The organism is Mariniflexile sp. (assembly GCF_052728615.1).
Genome location: NZ_JBFVFE010000007.1, coordinates 24,050 through 42,784, shown reverse-complemented (window position 1 = coordinate 42,784; position 18,735 = coordinate 24,050). Strand labels below are relative to the sequence as shown.

Below are 18,735 nucleotides of genomic sequence, written 5' to 3'. Positions count from 1 at the left end.
ATTATATAATTGATTCTTTAATTAGATTTATGCTTCATTTGTATTTCTCACTTTGGTTTGATACATCACGTTTGGTTTAACCCCGACGCTTTCTAACAAGTGATACATACGATTATCTTCTTTAAGTTTTACAACTTTACTTTCCTTATCGTTGATGTCTCCAAAAACCATGGCACCATTGCCACAGGCTGCAGAACATGCTGTTTGGAATTCGCCATCTTTAATTTCACGTCCATCGCGTTTTGCATCCAGGATTGTTTTTTGTGTTTTTTGGATACACATAGAACATTTTTCCATTACCCCACGAGAACGCACCACCACATCTGGATTCAATACCATACGCCCTAAATCATCATTCATATGGTAGTCGAACTCATCATTGCCATTATACAAGAACCAGTTAAAACGGCGCACTTTATAAGGACAATTGTTAGCACAATATCTAGTGCCCACACAACGGTTATATATCATTTGACTTTGGCCTTGACGCCCATGCACAGGTGCGCCAACTGGACAAACCGTCTCGCAGGGCGCATGGTTGCAATGCTGGCACATAACGGGTTGGAAAGCTACTTGTGGATTCACAGATGCATGTTCCATTTCTCTAAATTCACTTAATGAGTTTCCTAAACCAGAAATATTTTCTTTCTTTTCATTGTCTCCAATAAATGATTCTTCAGAAGAGTAATATCTGTCAATCCTCAACCAGTGCATATCACGGCTACGGCGTACTTCGGTTTTACCAACCACAGGCACGTTGTTTTCAGCATGGCAAGCAATAACGCACGCACCACATCCGGTACACGCATTTAAATCGATTGACAAATTGAAATGATGCCCAATGGAACGATCAAAAGAATCCCACAAATCAACATCTGGCGATGTTACGGGAGTTTCAACATGATTTAAAGAAACTTTGGCAACTTTATTCCAACCGTGTTCATGATCTTCTTTATCGTAAGTGTTAAATATCTCTAAAGTCGTTTCCTTTATAATGTCGCCACGCCCCATTAATGTGTTTTGCAACTGCACACAAGCAAATTCATGTTCTCCGGCCACAGGCTCAATAGTTACATTTTGCACACTATTAAAACCATGGTACACTGTGTATGCATTAACGCCTGTTTGCATCTCTTCTTTTAAGCCAGCAGTTCTACCATAACCAAATGATAAACCAACAGACCCTTTGGCCTGTCCTGGTTGAATGATAACCGGTACTGTGATACTTGTACCGTTTACAGTTATTTTGGCATAACTTCCATTTAACGCGCCATTGGCAACATGCCTGTTAGTTAAACCAACCGCATCAGCATCGGCTTTTGAGATGGTTAAATAGTTTTCCCAAGATGTTCTTGTAATGGGGTCTGGAAACTCTTGCAACCATGGGTTGTTGGCTTGTTGCCCATCACCCATACCTACTTTGGTATATAATGATAATTCTAAACCGGATTTTTTTGCTGAGGCAGCCAAAGCATTCGCAGCATTTCCTCCTGAAGTAACTGATAATGCAGAAGTGCCAACAATATTTGTTGTTGTTTTAGGAGATGTGGTGGTGGTGTTTCCACTCTTATCTTCATCTTTAATTCCAACACCAACGGCAACATCATGAATGATACCTCCAACAAAAGTCTTGTTTTTCTTATCGTTTAATGCCGTCGAAGTAGTTTCCACTGTTTTGCTTGAAGAACCATTTAATACGCCCATGGAAGATCCATGAACAAACACCCCATCATGTAAAGCTTGGTTGAATGGATTCCCTCCTAAAATGCTTGAATTCCAAGTATCTTTGATGTAATCGTGGTAAGAAACATTGTTCCCTGTCCATTTTAACAAGCTCTCTTGAAATTGTCTGGTATTAAATAATGGACGGATAGTAGGTTGTATTAACGCATAATGTCCTTTTTTCAATTCAGCATCGCCCCAAGATTCTAAATAATGGGGCGCTGCTGCAATGTATTGTACTTTTGTAGACGTTTCATCAACTTTCATTGAGAACGCTATCGATAATTCTGTTTTTTTCAATCCTTCAGCAAAATCTGAAGCATTTGGTAAGCTGTACATTGGATTAACACCACTCATAATAATGGCGCCCACCTTACCTGCCTTCATATCGGCAACTAAAGTTAAAACAGCCTCATCGCTGCCTTGCCTTGTTTTTATAGGTGTTTTAGCATCAAAAGCTTCACTAGCTAAAAAAACATTGATTTCCAATGCAACGGTTTGTGCATTGACATCATTGATTCCTGTAACCACAACCCCTTTACTACCAGCTTTCTTTAAATGGGCTGCCGTATTTTTAACAGCATCCTCTACACTTGCGGGTAAACTACCTGAAACAGAACCACCAACTACATAACTATATAATTTAGCTAATGCTATTTTTTGTTCGCTAGGTGTTAATGGCACACGCTTATCGGCATTCGCACCTGTTAACGACATATTAGATTCAAACTGGATGTGACGAGACATTTTTCCTTCTTGAGGAATACGTCCTTTTGCATATCCAGCATCAAATCCGCCACCTTGCCAATCGCCCAAAAAGTCGGCACCAACAGATACAATGGTCATCGCTTTAGAGAAATCGTAATTAGCTAAAGCACGTTCTCCATATTTGGCTTGGTAAGCATCCAAGGCAGCCGATTCTGAAATGGCATCGTAAACGACATGACGAACATTACCGTATTTTTCTTTAAATTCTGAAATCAACTTAGATGTAGAAGGGCTCGCAAAAGTTTGTGTCAATAACACAATTTCTTTTCCATCGGCCTTTAAGTCGGTTAATTTTTGATTGGTTTCTATATCAAATGTACTCCAAGAGATAGAAGCACCTTCTTTTTTGGGCACTTGCACCCTTAGGCTGTCATACAAGCCTAAAACCGAAGCATTCACTCTAGCATTCGCATTACCGCCAGTAGCTGCCAAAGTGTTGTTTTCAATTTTAATTGGACGGCCTTCACGCGTTTTTACCAATACACTAGCAAAATCGAATCCATCTGCAATGGTGGTTGCGTAATAGTTGGCAACACCAGGAATAATTTCTTGAGGCTGCACTACATAAGGAATAGATTTAACAACAGGGCCTTCACAAGCCGCCAAGGAAGCCGCCGCGGTACTAAACCCTACATATTTTAAGAAATCGCGACGTGTTGTAGAGGTTGATTCCAATGTGTTTTTATCTCCTAAAAATGCATCAGTAGGAATTTGTTCTACAAACTCGTTTTGTTTTAGCGTCTCAACAATAGAGCTAGTCTCGTTTAGCTCTTCAACACTTTTCCAGTATTTCTTGTTTGATGACATAATTATTTACGATTTTTAATTTTGATTTACGATTTGATTTACGATTTTTGATTTACGATTTACGATTCCTATTCTTGGTGTTTGATTTTTTCAATCGTAATTCCGCAATCGTAATTCTTAAATTTAATAATGGCATTTACCACATTCTAAGCCACCCATTTCAGCCTCGGTTACTTCTTTAACTCCATATTTCTTAGCCAATTGCTCATGTATTTTTTCATAATAAGCATTGTCTTTCAAATTAACATTGGTGGTTCTATGGCAATCAATACACCATCCCATGGTTAACGGTGCAAATTGTGAAACCACTTCCATTTCTTGGATAGGCCCATGGCAAGTTTGACACTCTACACCCGCCACTGTAACGTGTTGTGAGTGATTAAAGTAAACAAAATCCGGTAAATTATGAATGCGGATCCATTTTACAGGTTGTGAATTTCCTGTATATTTTTGTTCGGCATCATCCCATCCCGCAGCTTTGTATAGTTTTTTGATTTCGCCATCGTAGAAATCTTTAGAATACTCGGGAGTGGTTTCCCCTTTGTATTCATATATGGATTTATGGCAGTTCATACACACATTTAAAGATGGAATCCCTGAAGTTTTGCTAACTCTAGCAGAAGAGTGGCAGTATTTACAATCAATACCATTATCGCCGGCATGGATTTTATGTGAAAAATGGATAGGCTGTACAGGTTGGTATCCTTGGTCTATGCCAATTTGCATAAAAAACCCGTAAACAAAATAAGCACTTGCCAATAAAAAGAAAATAGCGGTAACCAACATTAAAAATTGGTTTTTTACGAAAGCTTGCCAAAGTGGTGTTCTTTTGGTTTCTTCTGGCAACTCTATATTTTGGGCAGAAGCAAAACGACGTAATGTTTTGTTTACTACATATAATCCTGCTGCCAATAATATAAAAAGGATTGCTAAAGCACCTAATATAAGTTCGTTTGAAATACCTCCTTTGTTTGCCGTATTATTTGTTGCGCCTGCACCACCTGTAGAAGCAGGAGCTTCAGCTTTAACTTCAGCGGTATAGGCAAGTATATTATCAATATCTTCATTGGACAATTGCGGAAACGCTGTCATGGCAGCACCACCAAACTCGTTATACACTTTGTTTGCGTAAGCGTCGCCCGATTTAATAACTCCAGAGCTATTATGGATCCAATTGTAAATCCAATCTTTATCCAAACCTTGCTCATCAGCTAAACGTGCCTCTACATTACGCAACGCTGGGCCTGTCATTTTTTTGTCCAATTGATGACAAGCAGCACAATTGGCATTAAATAATGATTTTCCTTTTGCTGGATCTCCCCCTTGAGCAGAAAGAGCGGTTGTAAACGCTAATAAAATAATTAAGCCTAAACTAAGAATGCTTTTACCTAATTTACGGTGAATCACCTTTCTCATATTGTTGGTTATATTAACTTCTATACTTTGGTATGACTTTTGTCATTTAATAAATGAAAAAAATACAGTTAAAAAAATCTCTCGCAAAAGTAATACTTAAAGTCGATTTGAGAAATCTTAGATAAGTGATATTGATAATTTAGAGAGATTCTAAATAATAAAAACGGCTTGATTTAAGTTTATAACGTATACATTTGTATAAATATATTTGAAAATGAAATCATTGAATTTAAAAATAAGTGTTTTAAGCCTTTTCGCTTGTGTCCTAGCGTCAAATTATGGGCGTGCCCAACAAGGCAATGTGACCATAAATCAGGACAAAAAAATAGCCACTTTGTTGGATATTAAGAAAGAAATGAATAAAAACGATACCGATTCTGACAGATATAAAATACAAATATATAATGGCAACAGGTCTGGAGCCGGCACTGCAATAAAGGAATTTGGTGACTCATTTTCTGATTGGCGTGCAACCGATACTTATGAACCTCCAAATTTTAAAGTTTGGGTAGGTAATTTTAGAACGCGTTTAGAAGCCGATAGAGCCTTGAAGAAAATTAAAAGCAAATTTCCTGCGGCATTTATTTTTAGACCGAAGAAATGATGGATGTTAAGATGTTTAGATGTTTAGATGTTTAGATGTTTAGATCTTTAGATGTTTAGAAAAATACAAAAGCCATTATTAACTATTTGAATTAACTATTTGATTTTTGTCCCCGCTAGCCCCCGCTAGCGCTCGTTTGTAACGAGTGCCGTAACTGTTGTGCAATTTAGGAAAGCACTCGTTGCATACGAGCGCCAACAGGGGGGCTTAATATGGGTAGCTTAATACCAAGAGATAAAATCGTGCCTTTAGGTACGAAATAGGATATCTACCAAAGATTGACATTTTTAATGTATGTTTTATATCCTGTACCTAATAAAGGCACAGAAAACAATGTTTTAATATGATGCTGCCCATATTTAAGTCCCTAATGGAACTAGTTAAATGGGTTCAATATTGATTTTTTCCATGATAAGAGATGGCTTTAGCCGAAAACACAAAACGAAGAAAGCGACCATTTTGGTCGCTTTCTTCGTTTTGTGAATGTTGATTTTTTATTTAAGTTTCTTTTTAACCTCAACTTGGTGGAAAGCTTCAATAATATCGCCTTCTTGAATATCGTTGTAGTTTTTAATTTGCATACCGCAATCAAAACCTTTGGTTACTTCTTTAGCATCATCTTTAAATCGTTTTAACGACGCCAGTTCACCCGTAAACACAACCACGCCATCCCTAATCAAACGAATGCCCGCGTTTCTAACAATTTTTCCGCTGGTTACCATACAACCGGCAATGCTGCCAATTTTGGTCACTTTAAATATCTCTCTTATTTCTGCCGTACCTAAAATCTCTTCTTTAAACTCTGGCGATAACATGCCTTCCATGGCATCTTTAAGATCGTTGATGGCATCATAGATAATCGAGTATGTTCTGATATCGATTTCTTCTTTATCGGCAATGGATCTTGCATTCCCTACGGGCCTTACATTAAACCCAATAATAATGGCATCGGAAGCTGAGGCCAACAACACATCACTTTCGGTAATGGCACCCACACCTTTGTGTAGGATATTCACTTGAATTTCTTCAGTCGATAATTTTTGGAATGAATCGGTCAATGCTTCCACAGAACCATCCACATCACCTTTAAGGATGATATTCAATTCTTGGAAATCGCCCAATGCAATACGACGGCCAATTTCATCCAACGTAATATGACGTTGCGTTCTAACGGATTGTTCGCGTTGTAATTGTGCGCGTTTGGAAGCTATTTGTTTCGCTTCACGTTCGTCTTCAAATACATTGAATTTATCTCCCGCTTGTGGTGCACCATCCAATCCTAATATAGAAACTGGCGTTGAAGGACCCGCAGTAACCACGTTATTACCACGTTCATCGTGCATGGCTTTTACCTTACCACTATTTTTTCCAGCCAATACATAATCACCAACTTTCAGCATACCTGCTTGCACTAAAATAGTAGCAACATATCCACGTCCTTTATCTAAAAACGCTTCAACAACAGTACCTAGCGCTGGTTTATTAGGGTTTGCTTTCAGCTCTAATAATTCGGCTTCAAGCAATACTTTTTCCAATAATTCCTTAACGCCTGTACCTACTTTTGCTGAAATATCGTGCGATTGGATTTTACCTCCCCAATCTTCCACCAATAAATTCATTTGTGCCAATCCTTCTTTTATTTTTTCAGGATTTGCCGCAGGTTTATCGATTTTATTGATAGCAAAAACAATAGGGACCCCAGCGGCTTGCGCATGGGCAATGGCCTCTTTTGTTTGTGGCATGATGTCATCATCTGCCGCCGCCACAATAATGGCAATATCGGTTACTTGGGCACCACGGGCACGCATGGCGGTAAACGCTTCATGACCCGGTGTATCTAAAAACGCGATTTTTTGCCCATTGTCCAATTCCACACCGTAGGCGCCTATATGCTGTGTAATACCACCCGATTCTCCAGCAATTACATTTTCTTTACGTATGTAATCCAGAAGTGATGTTTTACCATGGTCTACATGGCCCATTACGGTTACAATGGGCGCTCTTGGTTTTAAATCTTCTTCTTTATCTTTATAGATCTCAATAGATTCTTCTATGTTGGCAGTTACAAACTCTACCTCATATCCAAATTCTTCGGCAACAATAGATAAGGTTTCAGCATCTAAACGCTGATTCATGGTTACCATCATTCCAAGTGACATACAAGCCGAAATAATTTGGGTAACCGGTACATCCATCATGGTTGCAACCTCGCTAGCTGTAACAAACTCCGTTACTTTCAGGATTTTGCTTTCTGCTGCTTCTTGCTCTAAATTCCGTTCGGTTTGATCTCTGTGCTGGTCTCTTTTATCCCGTCTATATTTGGCACCTTTTCCTTTTGAGGATTTTCCTTGAAGCTTTTCAAGTGTTTCGCGCACTTGCTTTTTTACATCCTCATCACTGGGATCTTCTTTAACGATTGGACGTCTTGCTTGGCCTGGTTTCCCTTTAAAGCGGTCGTTGCTCCCCCTGTTGTCTCCGCCTTTGTTATCATTGGATTGATTTGGCCCACCAACTTTACTGATGCGGCGGCGTTTCTTCTTATTGGCTGAGGCTGCGGCATCACCAGGTTTAGCCTCCGGTTTTTTGTCTTCTTTCTTCTTCTTGGGCTTGTTAAACTGCGATAAATCTATTTTATCTCCCGCTATTTTTGGCCCACTAAGTACTTGATATTTGGTTTTTACCCTTTCTTCAGGGATTAATTCCCCGTTGGAATTGGTTACCTGCTTTTTAGGTTCAACATCTTTTTTAGCTTCTGGCACCGCTTGCTGTTTGGTTTCAGTGCTATCTGCTTTAACTTCTTCTTTAGCTTTCTGAACAATTTTTTGTTTTACGGCCTCTTCTTGAACATCTGGTTTTTCAGTAGCCTTTTCTTCGTCTGCCACAGGGGTTTGTAGTGCAGGCTCCTTTTGCTTAGTAGGTACTGCTACCTCAGGCTTTTTTGGGTTTAAATCAATTTTACCAACTTGTTTGGGTCCAGAAAGTGTTTTGGTGGCTTTAATTACTTCTTCTCTTCTGGCTGATTCTTTTTGTTTTTCTTCAATTTCACGTTCCCGTTGCTCACGCAGTACCTCTTTCTCTTTCAATTTAGCCTCCCCAACTTCTTTGGATGCCACTTTTTTATTGGCATCCGTTTGGAATTCATTTGAAAGGATGGTATGTACTTCCTCTGATATTTTGGTGTTAGGGCTTTTCTCAATATCAACGCCCTTTGATTCTAAAAAATCAACGGCACGGTCAATAGAAATATTGAGTTCTCGTAATACTTTATTTAATCTAACTGTTTCAGCCATAAATTGCCTTTAAAATACTCAAATATAGTTATTCTTCAAATTCTTCCCTAAGAATTCTAATAACCTCTTTAATTGTTTCTTCTTCTAAATCTGTTCTTTTAACCAAATCCACTACATCTTGCTCTAAAATGCTTTTTGCAGTATCCAATCCAGCCTTACTAAATTCTTCAATAATCCATCCTTCTATTTCGTCTGAGAACTCCCTTAGCTCTACATCTTCTTCCGCACCTTCCCTAAACACATCAATATCATAACCAGTAAGTTGACCCGCCAAACGGATGTTGTGCCCACCTCTACCAATGGCTTTACTTACCTCTTCTGGTTTTAAAATAACCTCGGCGCGTTTTGTTTCTTCATTAATTTTTATTGAAGTTACGCGAGCAGGACTCAACGCCCTGGTAATATATAGTTGTAAATTATTGGTATAATTGATAACATCGATATTTTCATTGCCCAATTCACGTACAATACCGTGAATTCTAGAGCCTTTCATACCCACACAAGCTCCAACAGGGTCAATTCTATCATCATAGGAGTCTACAGCAACTTTTGCTTTCTCGCCTGGTATTCTCACCACATTTTTAATGGTAATCAAACCATCGAAGACTTCTGGTATTTCTTGTTCAAAAAGTTTCTCTAAAAATGCAGGGGAACTTCTAGACATAATAATGGTCGGTTTTGCACCTTTTAACTCCACACTATCTATAACTCCTCGTACGTTATCGCCTTTTCTAAAGAAATCCGAAGGGATTTGTTTTTCTTTTGGAAGTACAATTTCGTTACCTTCATCATCCAATAAAATAACCGCTCTGTGACGAATATGGTGCACCTCGGCCGTATAAATTTCGCCTATTAAATCTTTAAATTGCTTGAAAATGATGGTATTATCATGTTCATGTATTTTAGAGATCAGGTTTTGGCGCAATGCCAAAATAGCGCGTCTTCCTAAATGGATCAGTTTCACCTCTTCAGACACTTCTTCGCCAACCTCAAAATCCGGCTCAATTTTACGTGCTTCAGAAAGCGAAACCTCTTGGTTTGGTTCTTCCACCTCGCCATCGGCAACCACCACTCTATTTCTCCAAATTTCCAAATCGCCTTTATCAGGATTTACAATAATGTCGAAATTATCATCATCGCCATATTTCTTTTTTAAGGCGCTTCTAAACACATCTTCTAAAATGGCCATTAACGTGACTCTGTCAATTAGCTTATCGTCCTTGAATTCTGAAAAAGATTCTATTAACGCGATATTCTCCATAACTCTTTTTGAATTAAAATTTTATCATAACTTTTGCTTCTACAATATCTTCGTAAGCGATAGTCGCTTGCTTTTTTACCGTTACTTTCCCTTTGCCAACTGGTTTAGGTTCCCTAACTTTCCATTCCAATGTAATATCTGTTTCGGTGGCTTTTGCAAGCGTGCCTTCCAGTTTTTCTGAAGTTGTTCTTACAGTTAGCTCTCTTTTCAGATTTTTTTTGTACTGTCTTTTATTTACCAATGGCGTTGTGGCACCGGCGGACATGACTTCTAAAGAAAAATCATGTTCTTCTCTATCAATATTATGTTCAATGGCTCTGCTGATAAACATACAGTCTTCAACCAAAACACCTTTATCGCCATCTATGACTATGTTAATATGGTTATCGCCTTGAATCGAAAAATCAATTAAAAACAAATCCGGTCTTTCAACCAAAGCTGCATCCAATAAATCTTTAACGGTGTTTTTAAACATTTTTTATTATAAAAAGAGGGGACTTTCCGTCCCCTCTTAACTTAATTTCGCCTTTCAACGGTGCAAATATATAATATTTTATTGATTTTTAAAGTAATATTTTATAAATTTAGAATCAACTTACCTTATAAACCATAAGTTAAGCCGCATTAAAAACTTCCTATTTTTTGGAAATTATTCATGTAAATTGCATCAAAAAATTATTATAAAAGCCAAACCCGAACCTATGAAAAAAATTCTTGTCCCAACCGACTTTTCCAATCAAGCCGAAAATGCTTTAAAAGTGGCGGCCCAATTAGCTAAAAAGCATGCATCTGATATTCATTTGTTGCATATTCTTGAAATACCATTGCACAAAGTGGATGCATTGAGTACTTACAACAACTTGCCCGAAGCGGTGTACTTTATGAAGTTGGCACACAAACAATTTGAAGATTTAAAGGATAAAGACTACTTACAGGGCATAAAAATATTCGAGCATGTGGAATTTGATGAAATATTTAAGGGAGTTTTCCATGTTTGCAAAAAGCAACATATCGATTTGGTAATTATGGGGTCCAACGGTGCCAGCGGGTTAAAAGAAATGCTGATTGGAAGCAATACCGAAAAAGTGGTTCGCACCTGTGAAACACCCGTTATGGTTATTAAAAAAGGGCATGGCATTTTTAACCCTAAAAACTTTGTGTTTGCCTCAGATTTTAGGGACGAGTGCAAGCCAACGTTTGAAAAAGCTATTAAATTTGCTGATATGTTTGGTTCTAAAATACATTTGCTAATGGTAAATACCCCTACTAATTTTATGAGCTCCAACGATGCCGAAAATAGAATGAAAAGCTTTATTAAATCGTTTGATTTCCCCAATTATACCAGTAATATTTACAATGATATTAGCATTGAACAAGGCATTATGAATTTTTCGCAATCCATTGGTGCCGACTTAATTGGCATGAGCACCCATGGCAGACAAGGCATTTCGCATTTCTTTAATGGCAGTATTAGCGAAGATTTGGTAAACCACGCCAAACGACCTGTGATTACTTTTAAGATTTAAATGTTTATCCCGCAAAGGGCGTTGGGTTAAGAAACGTCAGTACCTGTTTTTGTGTAGTAAAGCGGAACAAAACTTCTCGATATACTTCGTTATTGGGTGTACGCCAAATTTCCCTTTTTTGGGAATTCGTCCGGTAACAAATATGGTTTCCATTAACGATCGTGAATAAAGTTGAAAACCTGCGAGGTAAGGTGCTAAATATTGGAGAATTCATAAAAAATAGTTCGTTCTGTTTTTTGTTGACATTTTAGTTCCGCCAAGGTTCAAAACCCTCGCAGAGATAGTAAAATAAGACTTTCTGTTATTGAACTCATTTTAAAAATTCATTATTGAATACAAAAAAACGATGTTCTAAATTTTAAACATCATTATAATCTACCACAATTGTAGAGGTAATAGGTTGTGCTTGACAGGTTAAAATTAAACCTTCGTCAATATCACTATCGGTTAAAATATTGTTATGAAGCATATTGGCCTCACCTTCAGTAAGTCTAGCAATACAGCTACTACAAATACCTCCTTGGCAAGAGTAAGGGGCATCAATACCTTCATCTAAGGCAGCTTCCAGTACGGTGCTTTTTTGAGACATTGTAAAGAGAAACTCTTTCTTTTTTATTATAACGGTTATTTTTGTACTGCCATCTACTGTGTTTTTTATAGTATCAGTAGGGGCTGAAACTTTAAATAGTTCAAAATGAATATTGTTTTTATTTATATCATATTCTTGTAAAACTTCTGAAACAGCAGTTATCATAGCTTCTTGCCCACATAAGTAAAATGCATCGACAATAATACCTTTATATTTATTTTCGATAAAGAATTTTACTGTGTTTTTTTCAATTCGACCAAATAAAGCATTCTCCTCCTCACTTTGGCTAAAGACAAATTCAAAATTAAACTGATTTGGATATTTTAGATTAAGATCTAGTAATTCTGCATAAAAAATAGTGTCTTTAGGTGTTTTATTACCATAAATTAAAATAAATTTGCTTAAAGGCTCTTCTTCTAAAACGGTCTTTATAATGCTCATGATTGGAGTAATACCACTACCAGCAGCAAAACCTACAATAATTCTTGCTGTTGATTTAATTGGCTCGAAAACAAAACGTCCTTTTGGTGGAGCTACCTCCAAAACATCATTAGCTTTTAACAGGGTATTTGCATAAACTGAAAATAATCCGTTTTCAACTTTTTTAATAGCGACTTTTAGTTCATTGCTTTTTGGAGAAACACATAACGAATAATCTCTACGAATTTCCTTTCCTTCCATTTTGGTTTTAAGCGTGATGTACTGCCCTGCTTTAAAGGCAAAAATTTCATCTAAATTTGGAGGCACATTAAAACTAACGATTACAGCGTTATCAGTATCTTTAATAACTTTCTTTATTGTTAGTTGGTGAAATTGTGACATAATTTTCATTTAACATTCATGTGCTTCCGAGTTAAGAAGTAAGGCTTATCTTAATACTCTTAATCATTATTGTCCGACTTAAGATTAAAGACCGCTTCGCTAGTCCCGATAGCTATCGGGAAAAGAACATAGACTTGATTCTAACTAACTGACAAACAACAAAAAATACATTATTGATTTTTTAAACAACGTAATTTTTATATTCCCAATAAAGCAAGGCATCTTAATATAAAAACCATGTAAATACAAAGAAACCAATACTTTAAGAAAGTAAAAACTGTTTTTAATCGGACAACACTGACTCTTAATAAATAAACTTCTTATTATTCATGGGAAACCATTAAAATGATCTCAATACTTTATTTCTTCTTTGCCTTTTTATTAAATGGGTTCAATAGCTTTCTAACGGAAGGAGATGAGATGTACCACAGTAAAAAACCACTCAAAACCGTTATTAACCCTAAAACAGAAAATATCCTTAAAAGGGTATTGTTAAAGTTATCTCTTCCTTCATAATCCATTGTATGTGTCATCCATAAAAAATCAAAAATACGCCAGTTGCGATGTCTTACAGTTTGAAATTTGCCATCATTAATAGATATATATGCTTTTAGCGCTTCATCATTTGAATAAGAAACTACATACGCTGGCAATTTCCCTATATCCTTTCTTTGGCGAAATTCATGATGGTTATCGGTCTCAGTCAATACGTCAATTGATGCCACTTTTAAATCATCCCTCATTCTTTTTTTAGCAATATATAATGCTTCATCCTTAGTAATTCCATTTTTTGGATTACCTGTTTTAGCATCAAAGAGTTTACTTTCGTTCAACCAATAATAGGGCTTGTCCGCAATATTTAACAATTCCAATGAAGTAATAGCTTCGTTTGATTGTAATTCGGTTGGGCCAATCAAATTACCAAATGATGTTTTTAACATCGATTCCTTCATAAATTGGTCGCCATGGATTTCATCAATATCAGTCCAACTAAAATATAAACCACTTATTGTCCACATAAGGAATTGTATGCCCAAAAACAGGCCCAAATAGCGATGGACCTTTCTTATTTTTGATGCTGTATGTCTATTTACCATAATTGTTTTTGTTTTTTTGTAAATAAAAGAACATAGCACTACTTCCAATAAAGTAGCGCTATGGAACTTTGGTTAAATTAGTATCCTCCTTGTGTTTGTACCATCCCTGATGCGTTAATTTCTTCAATTGGAATGGGGTAAATAGTTTGATAATTATCAAACTTAATCGTTATTTTGTCTAATGGTATATTTTCATGATCTGATGCAACACGAGTAATGTCCTTACCTCTTCTAATATAATCATATACACCATGACCTTCTACTGCTAGCTCTTTTCTTCTTTCAATAGCGATTTCATCTACAAGGGCATCTCCAGTTAACGTTGATAAAGTATAGGATGCGCTTCTTCGTTGTGTAAGTTCAAATAGGTAGCTTGCTCCGTCCCCGTTACTTCTCGCTGCGGCTTCGGCAGCAATCAGAAAAACTTCTGATAAACGAATGACAACAACATTATGAGACCCCTCTTGGGCAACATCTAAATACTTTGCATAGCTTAATGCGTCAGTAGTTTCTCTATCCTCTTGGAAAAATTGGCCTCGTGGGTCATCAGCAAATTGGGTCAATAAGGTTTTAAATGAAAGTGTTGCCAAAATATCTTCTTGTCCTCCATTATCGTCTGTTAATTGGGCGCTTATAGCACTACTTCCTACAGAGTTATTTATATGAATTAAATCTAGTTCAAATAAAGATTCTGAATTAAAAGGATCTCTTGTAAAATTAGATATATTCATTAAGCTACCAGTTCCCATTGTTGAGATAACTTTTTCTGCATAGATGAGCGAATTGGCCCAATCTTCTTGATATAAATAAGTTCTTGCCAATAATGCTTGCACAGCTGTTTTATTAATGAATCTTGAATTTTCGACAGGACTCAATAAAGCTTCAGCAGCTTTATAATCGGTAATTACTTGCGCATATACATCTGCAACAGTACCTCTTTCTATTATTGCTTCCCCGGTAACTTCAACAACCAAAGGAATTCCTTGAGACGACCCATTACCTATTATCCATGGATAGGAAAATGTTCTTACCAAATCAAAGTGAATCATAGCTCTTAAGGCCAATGCTTCTCCTTTTATTCTGTTACGCTCACCATCATCTCCAGGTACTTCATCAATTTTTGCTAAGAGAATATTAAGATTATTCAATGCCTTATAGCAAGAACTCCACATGTTAAAAGCATTTCCATTTAATATGGCAGTTTCACTATATTCATATTCTATCCTTAAAGGATTTCTCTCATTTAAACTAGGCTTGATGGCTCTAAAATCAGTGCCTTTCATGTCAGCGCGTAAATAAAGTCCTGCACCCAAATAGCTTGTTCCAGCAATCTCGTTATATACTCCCATTAAAACACCATTTGCCTTTTTTACATTAGAGAATACTATTGTTTCATTTATTTGATCGTCAGGAAATTTTTCCAATACATTCTCACAAGAGCTAAGCAATATACTCATTACCAACAAGCACACTATTGTTTTTATATTTTTCATCATTTTTCTCCTTTTATTTTGTTAATAATTATTATTAAAAATCAAGCTTTAAACCCAAAGTAAAACTTCTAGCTGTTGGGATCTGATAAAAATTCACTCCATTTATCGAAGATTCTGGGTCATAACCGTCTAGCTCTGTTGATAGAAATACATTATTTATTAAAGCATACAAGTTTATAGACTGTATATACTTACTAGTAATAGGTACGTTATATCCAAGACGTATGTTTTTAAGTTTTAAATAATCTGCACTATACAAATATCTTGTTGATATAGAGTTGGATCCGTTAGTGGCACCATTTATTCTTACAGGAACATTTGTATTGTTATTTGTTGGAGTCCATCTATTTAATTGATTTGTTGTTACGGTATATTGAGGTCTCGCCCCATCATCATCTCTTTTATACGAGGTTAAATCATATACACTACCCCCTATTCCATAAGTGAATAAAAAATTAAAGCTCCAGTTCTTATATGTGATTTCATTGGAAAAACCACCTTGAACGTCCTGTGTTGCTTGACCAAAAATACCGTAACCAGCTTCTTGATAGTTCTCTGTAATTGATCCTGTTCTATTTCCATTATCATCTAAAACATACCATTGGGCACTACCGGTTTCTGGATTCACTCCTTTATAATCTCTTAGATAAAAAGAATTAAAATCTTCTCCTTCTCGACGAATAATAGGGTATTCATCATAGTTTCTAGAAGTAATAATAATATCGCTAGGCAATTGAGTAATCTTATTTTTTAAAGTACTCGTATTGATAGTAGTATTCCATGTAAAATCTTCTTGTTCTATAATATTAGCTCCTAATGAAAACTCAAGCCCACTATTCTCCATACTACCATAATTTCTTAACGCAGTATTAAACCCACTAATAGAAGATATTGGTACGTCTAATAATATATTATCGGTTTTTTTATTAAAATACTCCACAGTTATCGCATACTTATCAAACAACTGAAAATCAAATCCTATATTGAAGTTTTTACTTGTTTCCCAAGATAAATTTTCGTTGGCAACTTGAGATAGTTGTACTCCTGCATCTTCTCCATAGCCATTTCCTCCACTAAAAAAAGGAAGATGTGCATATAGTTGAGATGGTAAGTTCCCATTTGTACCATAACTCGCTCTTAATTTCATATCTTGAAAAACACCGTCCTTTCCCTCCATAAAATTCTCTTGACTTATTCTCCAAGCACCAGAAATTGCCCAAAAATTACCCCATCTTGAATTAATTCCAAACCTTGAAGAACCATCTCGTCGAAAACTTCCACTTAAATAATACTTTTTATCTAAGTCATAGTTAACCTGTGAAAGAAAAGAAACTAAACCATAACCTGTCTCATTACCTGAAAAACCCCAATTTCCGTTAACTCCATTTGGCGCTAGTAAATTGTCATCCAATACATCATATCCATCTATTCCAATCCACTTAGCCTTAGTGTCTTCTATTTCAAAACCAGCTAAGGCGCTAACCGTGTGTTTTTCATTAAATACTTTATCATAATTTACAATATTGGAACTTGTTATTTTGAATCCTTCTTGTTTATATTGCCCCGTTGCTCCATTCCATTGTCCTGCACCTGAGCCAAATTGGCTATTGTCATAACTAACTTCATCTGTTGAGTAATGTTCTATGCCAAATGTGGATTTGAATGATAAATTTTCATTAAAATCCAATTTTCCCCAAAAAGTTCCTCTGGTTCTAAATTCATCATTTGTAAACACTCCTAATGCCAATAAAGCAGAGGGATTGGAATTTGCGTCCAATTGGTTTGGCAAATCGGCGTACGAACCATCATCGTTTCTTATACGGGCTACTGGTGGAACCATACGTGCCATATAATAAGGGTTTAATGAGAATGCCCTCTCATAAGTTGCTCCCCTTTTTCTTAAAGCCATCGATAAATTAGCACCGAAACTCACATAGTCATTTGCCTTGTTTTCCAAATTAATTCTACCTGAATAACGTTTCAAATCAGACCCTACAAATGTTCCTTCTTGGTCTAAATATTCACCTGAAACAAAAAATTTGAACGTATCTGAACCCCCACTGGCAGTAAGGTTGTATTTTTGAGTTACACCATTTCTTGAAATATCTCCAATCCAATCACTATTATATGCCGTAGTTCCATATAACTGTTCGTAGTTTGTAGTAGCTTCAGCAACATAAGAGTTATAAAGGGTTGAATTAGCATAAACACCTTTAAAATCGCTATTATCATTATTCACAATTAGCCTGTTCACATCACCTTCCAACCATAATTCTTTATATTGCTCTCCGTTAACTAGGTTTTCCATGCTTAAGTTATTGGCAAAACCTAATTGAGAAGTAAATGAAAATTTAGTTTTTCCACTTTGCCCTCGTTTTGTTGTGATGATAATTACACCGTTAGCTGCTCGAGAACCGTATAAGGAAGCTGCCGCTGCATCTTTTAATACGGTAAGAGTTGCGATATCGTTGGGGTTGATACTGGTTAAAGGGTTCTCTGCTTGAATACTTCCATTACTTTCTCCTCCCCAAGCTCTTAAAGTGGCATCCGAGTTAATCACCACACCATCAACTACGTATAAAGGTTGAGATGACCCATTTACCGAACCAACCCCTCTAATCCGAATATTTGATGGTCCTCCTGGTTGTCCGGTAGTAGCAATCTGGACTCCAGCAACATTACCCTGTAATCCCTCCTCAAAACTACTAGTAGCTTCTCTAACAATTGCTTCAGTTTTAACAGTTTGTGCAGATCCTGTAAAACTGCTTTTTTTAGAGGTTCCATAAGCAGTTACCACAACTTCGTCTAATTGGTTATCTACTTCCATTGTCACATTAAGAATGTTTGATTCTCCTACTGTAAATTCTAATGATTTGAATCCTACATAAGAAAAAATCAAAACCTTACCCTTACTAACATCGATAGTGTAGTTACCGTCAAAATCTGATTGTGCTCCTTTAGTTGTTCCTTTTACAATAATATTTACTCCAGGTAAAGGTATCCCTGAATTGTCGGTAACAGTTCCTGTAATTGTTTTTTCTTGAATGTTAATTATGGTATCTGTATACATTGAATTTGCATAAACAGAGCTGAAATTTATATTGATCACTACAAGAAACGTAATCAATATATAATCTCTAAAATTCCTTTTTTTCTTAAAAACGGAATTGATGTTGTTAATTTTATTCATAAGCTTGTGTTTTATAGTTAGTTATTATTGCTGTAAGGTATAGTAGTTCTTTTTATAACAATTTTTAGTTTATCCTCTTATTTAATTGTCCATTTCATGTGTTTATATTTATTGTTTTTTAATTGTCACATGCTGTTCGCTATTAATCAT

General features: G+C 36.3%; 11 protein-coding genes. 2 read left to right on the top strand and 9 right to left on the bottom strand.

What is annotated here, in order from left to right:
- Positions 1 to 27: 27 nt before the first annotated feature.
- Together ACU1LP_RS04515 and ACU1LP_RS04510 are read right to left on the bottom strand one after the other, a co-directional pair.
- Positions 28 to 3,297, bottom strand: coding sequence for a TAT-variant-translocated molybdopterin oxidoreductase (locus ACU1LP_RS04515; RefSeq protein WP_445733718.1), 3,270 nt, complete (start codon positions 3,295 to 3,297; stop codon positions 28 to 30).
- Positions 3,298 to 3,420: 123 nt separating this feature from the next.
- On the bottom strand, positions 3,421 to 4,713 hold the full coding sequence (locus tag ACU1LP_RS04510) for a cytochrome c3 family protein (protein WP_445733719.1): 1,293 nt from the start codon (positions 4,711 to 4,713) through the stop codon (positions 3,421 to 3,423).
- Between the two features lie 214 nt (positions 4,714 to 4,927).
- Between ACU1LP_RS04510 and ACU1LP_RS04505 the strand changes: the two genes are divergently transcribed.
- The gene (locus ACU1LP_RS04505; protein WP_445733720.1) at positions 4,928 to 5,317 is read left to right on the top strand and encodes an SPOR domain-containing protein; all 390 of its coding nucleotides are present in this window, start codon (positions 4,928 to 4,930) and stop codon (positions 5,315 to 5,317) included.
- A gap of 494 nt (positions 5,318 to 5,811) precedes the next feature.
- Here the strand turns inward: ACU1LP_RS04505 and infB are convergent, their stop codons facing one another.
- From infB to rimP, 3 genes are read right to left on the bottom strand one after another with little or no spacing between them, the layout of a single operon-like run.
- Positions 5,812 to 8,607, bottom strand: coding sequence for a translation initiation factor IF-2 (gene infB, locus ACU1LP_RS04500; protein ID WP_445733721.1), 2,796 nt, complete (start codon positions 8,605 to 8,607; stop codon positions 5,812 to 5,814).
- Between the two features lie 28 nt (positions 8,608 to 8,635).
- Positions 8,636 to 9,868 (bottom strand): transcription termination factor NusA, encoded by a 1,233-nt coding sequence (gene nusA / locus ACU1LP_RS04495; protein ID WP_445735681.1) that lies wholly within the window; start codon positions 9,866 to 9,868, stop codon positions 8,636 to 8,638.
- 13 nt (positions 9,869 to 9,881) lie between these two features.
- Entirely contained in the window at positions 9,882 to 10,343 is a 462-nt protein-coding gene (rimP, locus tag ACU1LP_RS04490) for a ribosome assembly cofactor RimP (RefSeq protein WP_445735032.1), read from the bottom strand.
- A 226-nt stretch (positions 10,344 to 10,569) separates the two neighbouring features.
- On the opposite strand from rimP, the gene ACU1LP_RS04485 reads away from it, so the two are divergent.
- Positions 10,570 to 11,394, top strand: coding sequence for a universal stress protein (locus ACU1LP_RS04485; protein ID WP_445735680.1), 825 nt, complete (start codon positions 10,570 to 10,572; stop codon positions 11,392 to 11,394).
- Between the two features lie 358 nt (positions 11,395 to 11,752).
- On the opposite strand, the gene ACU1LP_RS04480 is transcribed toward ACU1LP_RS04485, so the two are convergent.
- The 4 genes from ACU1LP_RS04480 to ACU1LP_RS04465 form a co-directional block, all read right to left on the bottom strand.
- Positions 11,753 to 12,805, bottom strand: coding sequence for a 2Fe-2S iron-sulfur cluster-binding protein (locus tag ACU1LP_RS04480; RefSeq protein ID WP_445735679.1), 1,053 nt, complete (start codon positions 12,803 to 12,805; stop codon positions 11,753 to 11,755).
- Between the two features lie 359 nt (positions 12,806 to 13,164).
- Positions 13,165 to 13,902 (bottom strand): PepSY domain-containing protein, encoded by a 738-nt coding sequence (locus ACU1LP_RS04475; RefSeq protein WP_445735678.1) that lies wholly within the window; start codon positions 13,900 to 13,902, stop codon positions 13,165 to 13,167.
- Between the two features lie 77 nt (positions 13,903 to 13,979).
- Positions 13,980 to 15,398: a RagB/SusD family nutrient uptake outer membrane protein gene (locus ACU1LP_RS04470; protein WP_445735677.1), complete on the bottom strand. Its 1,419-nt coding sequence runs from the start codon at positions 15,396 to 15,398 to the stop codon at positions 13,980 to 13,982.
- Between the two features lie 31 nt (positions 15,399 to 15,429).
- Complete coding sequence (locus ACU1LP_RS04465; RefSeq protein ID WP_445735676.1) at positions 15,430 to 18,585, bottom strand: SusC/RagA family TonB-linked outer membrane protein; 3,156 nt, start codon at positions 18,583 to 18,585, stop codon at positions 15,430 to 15,432.
- Positions 18,586 to 18,735: the final 150 nt, after the last annotated feature.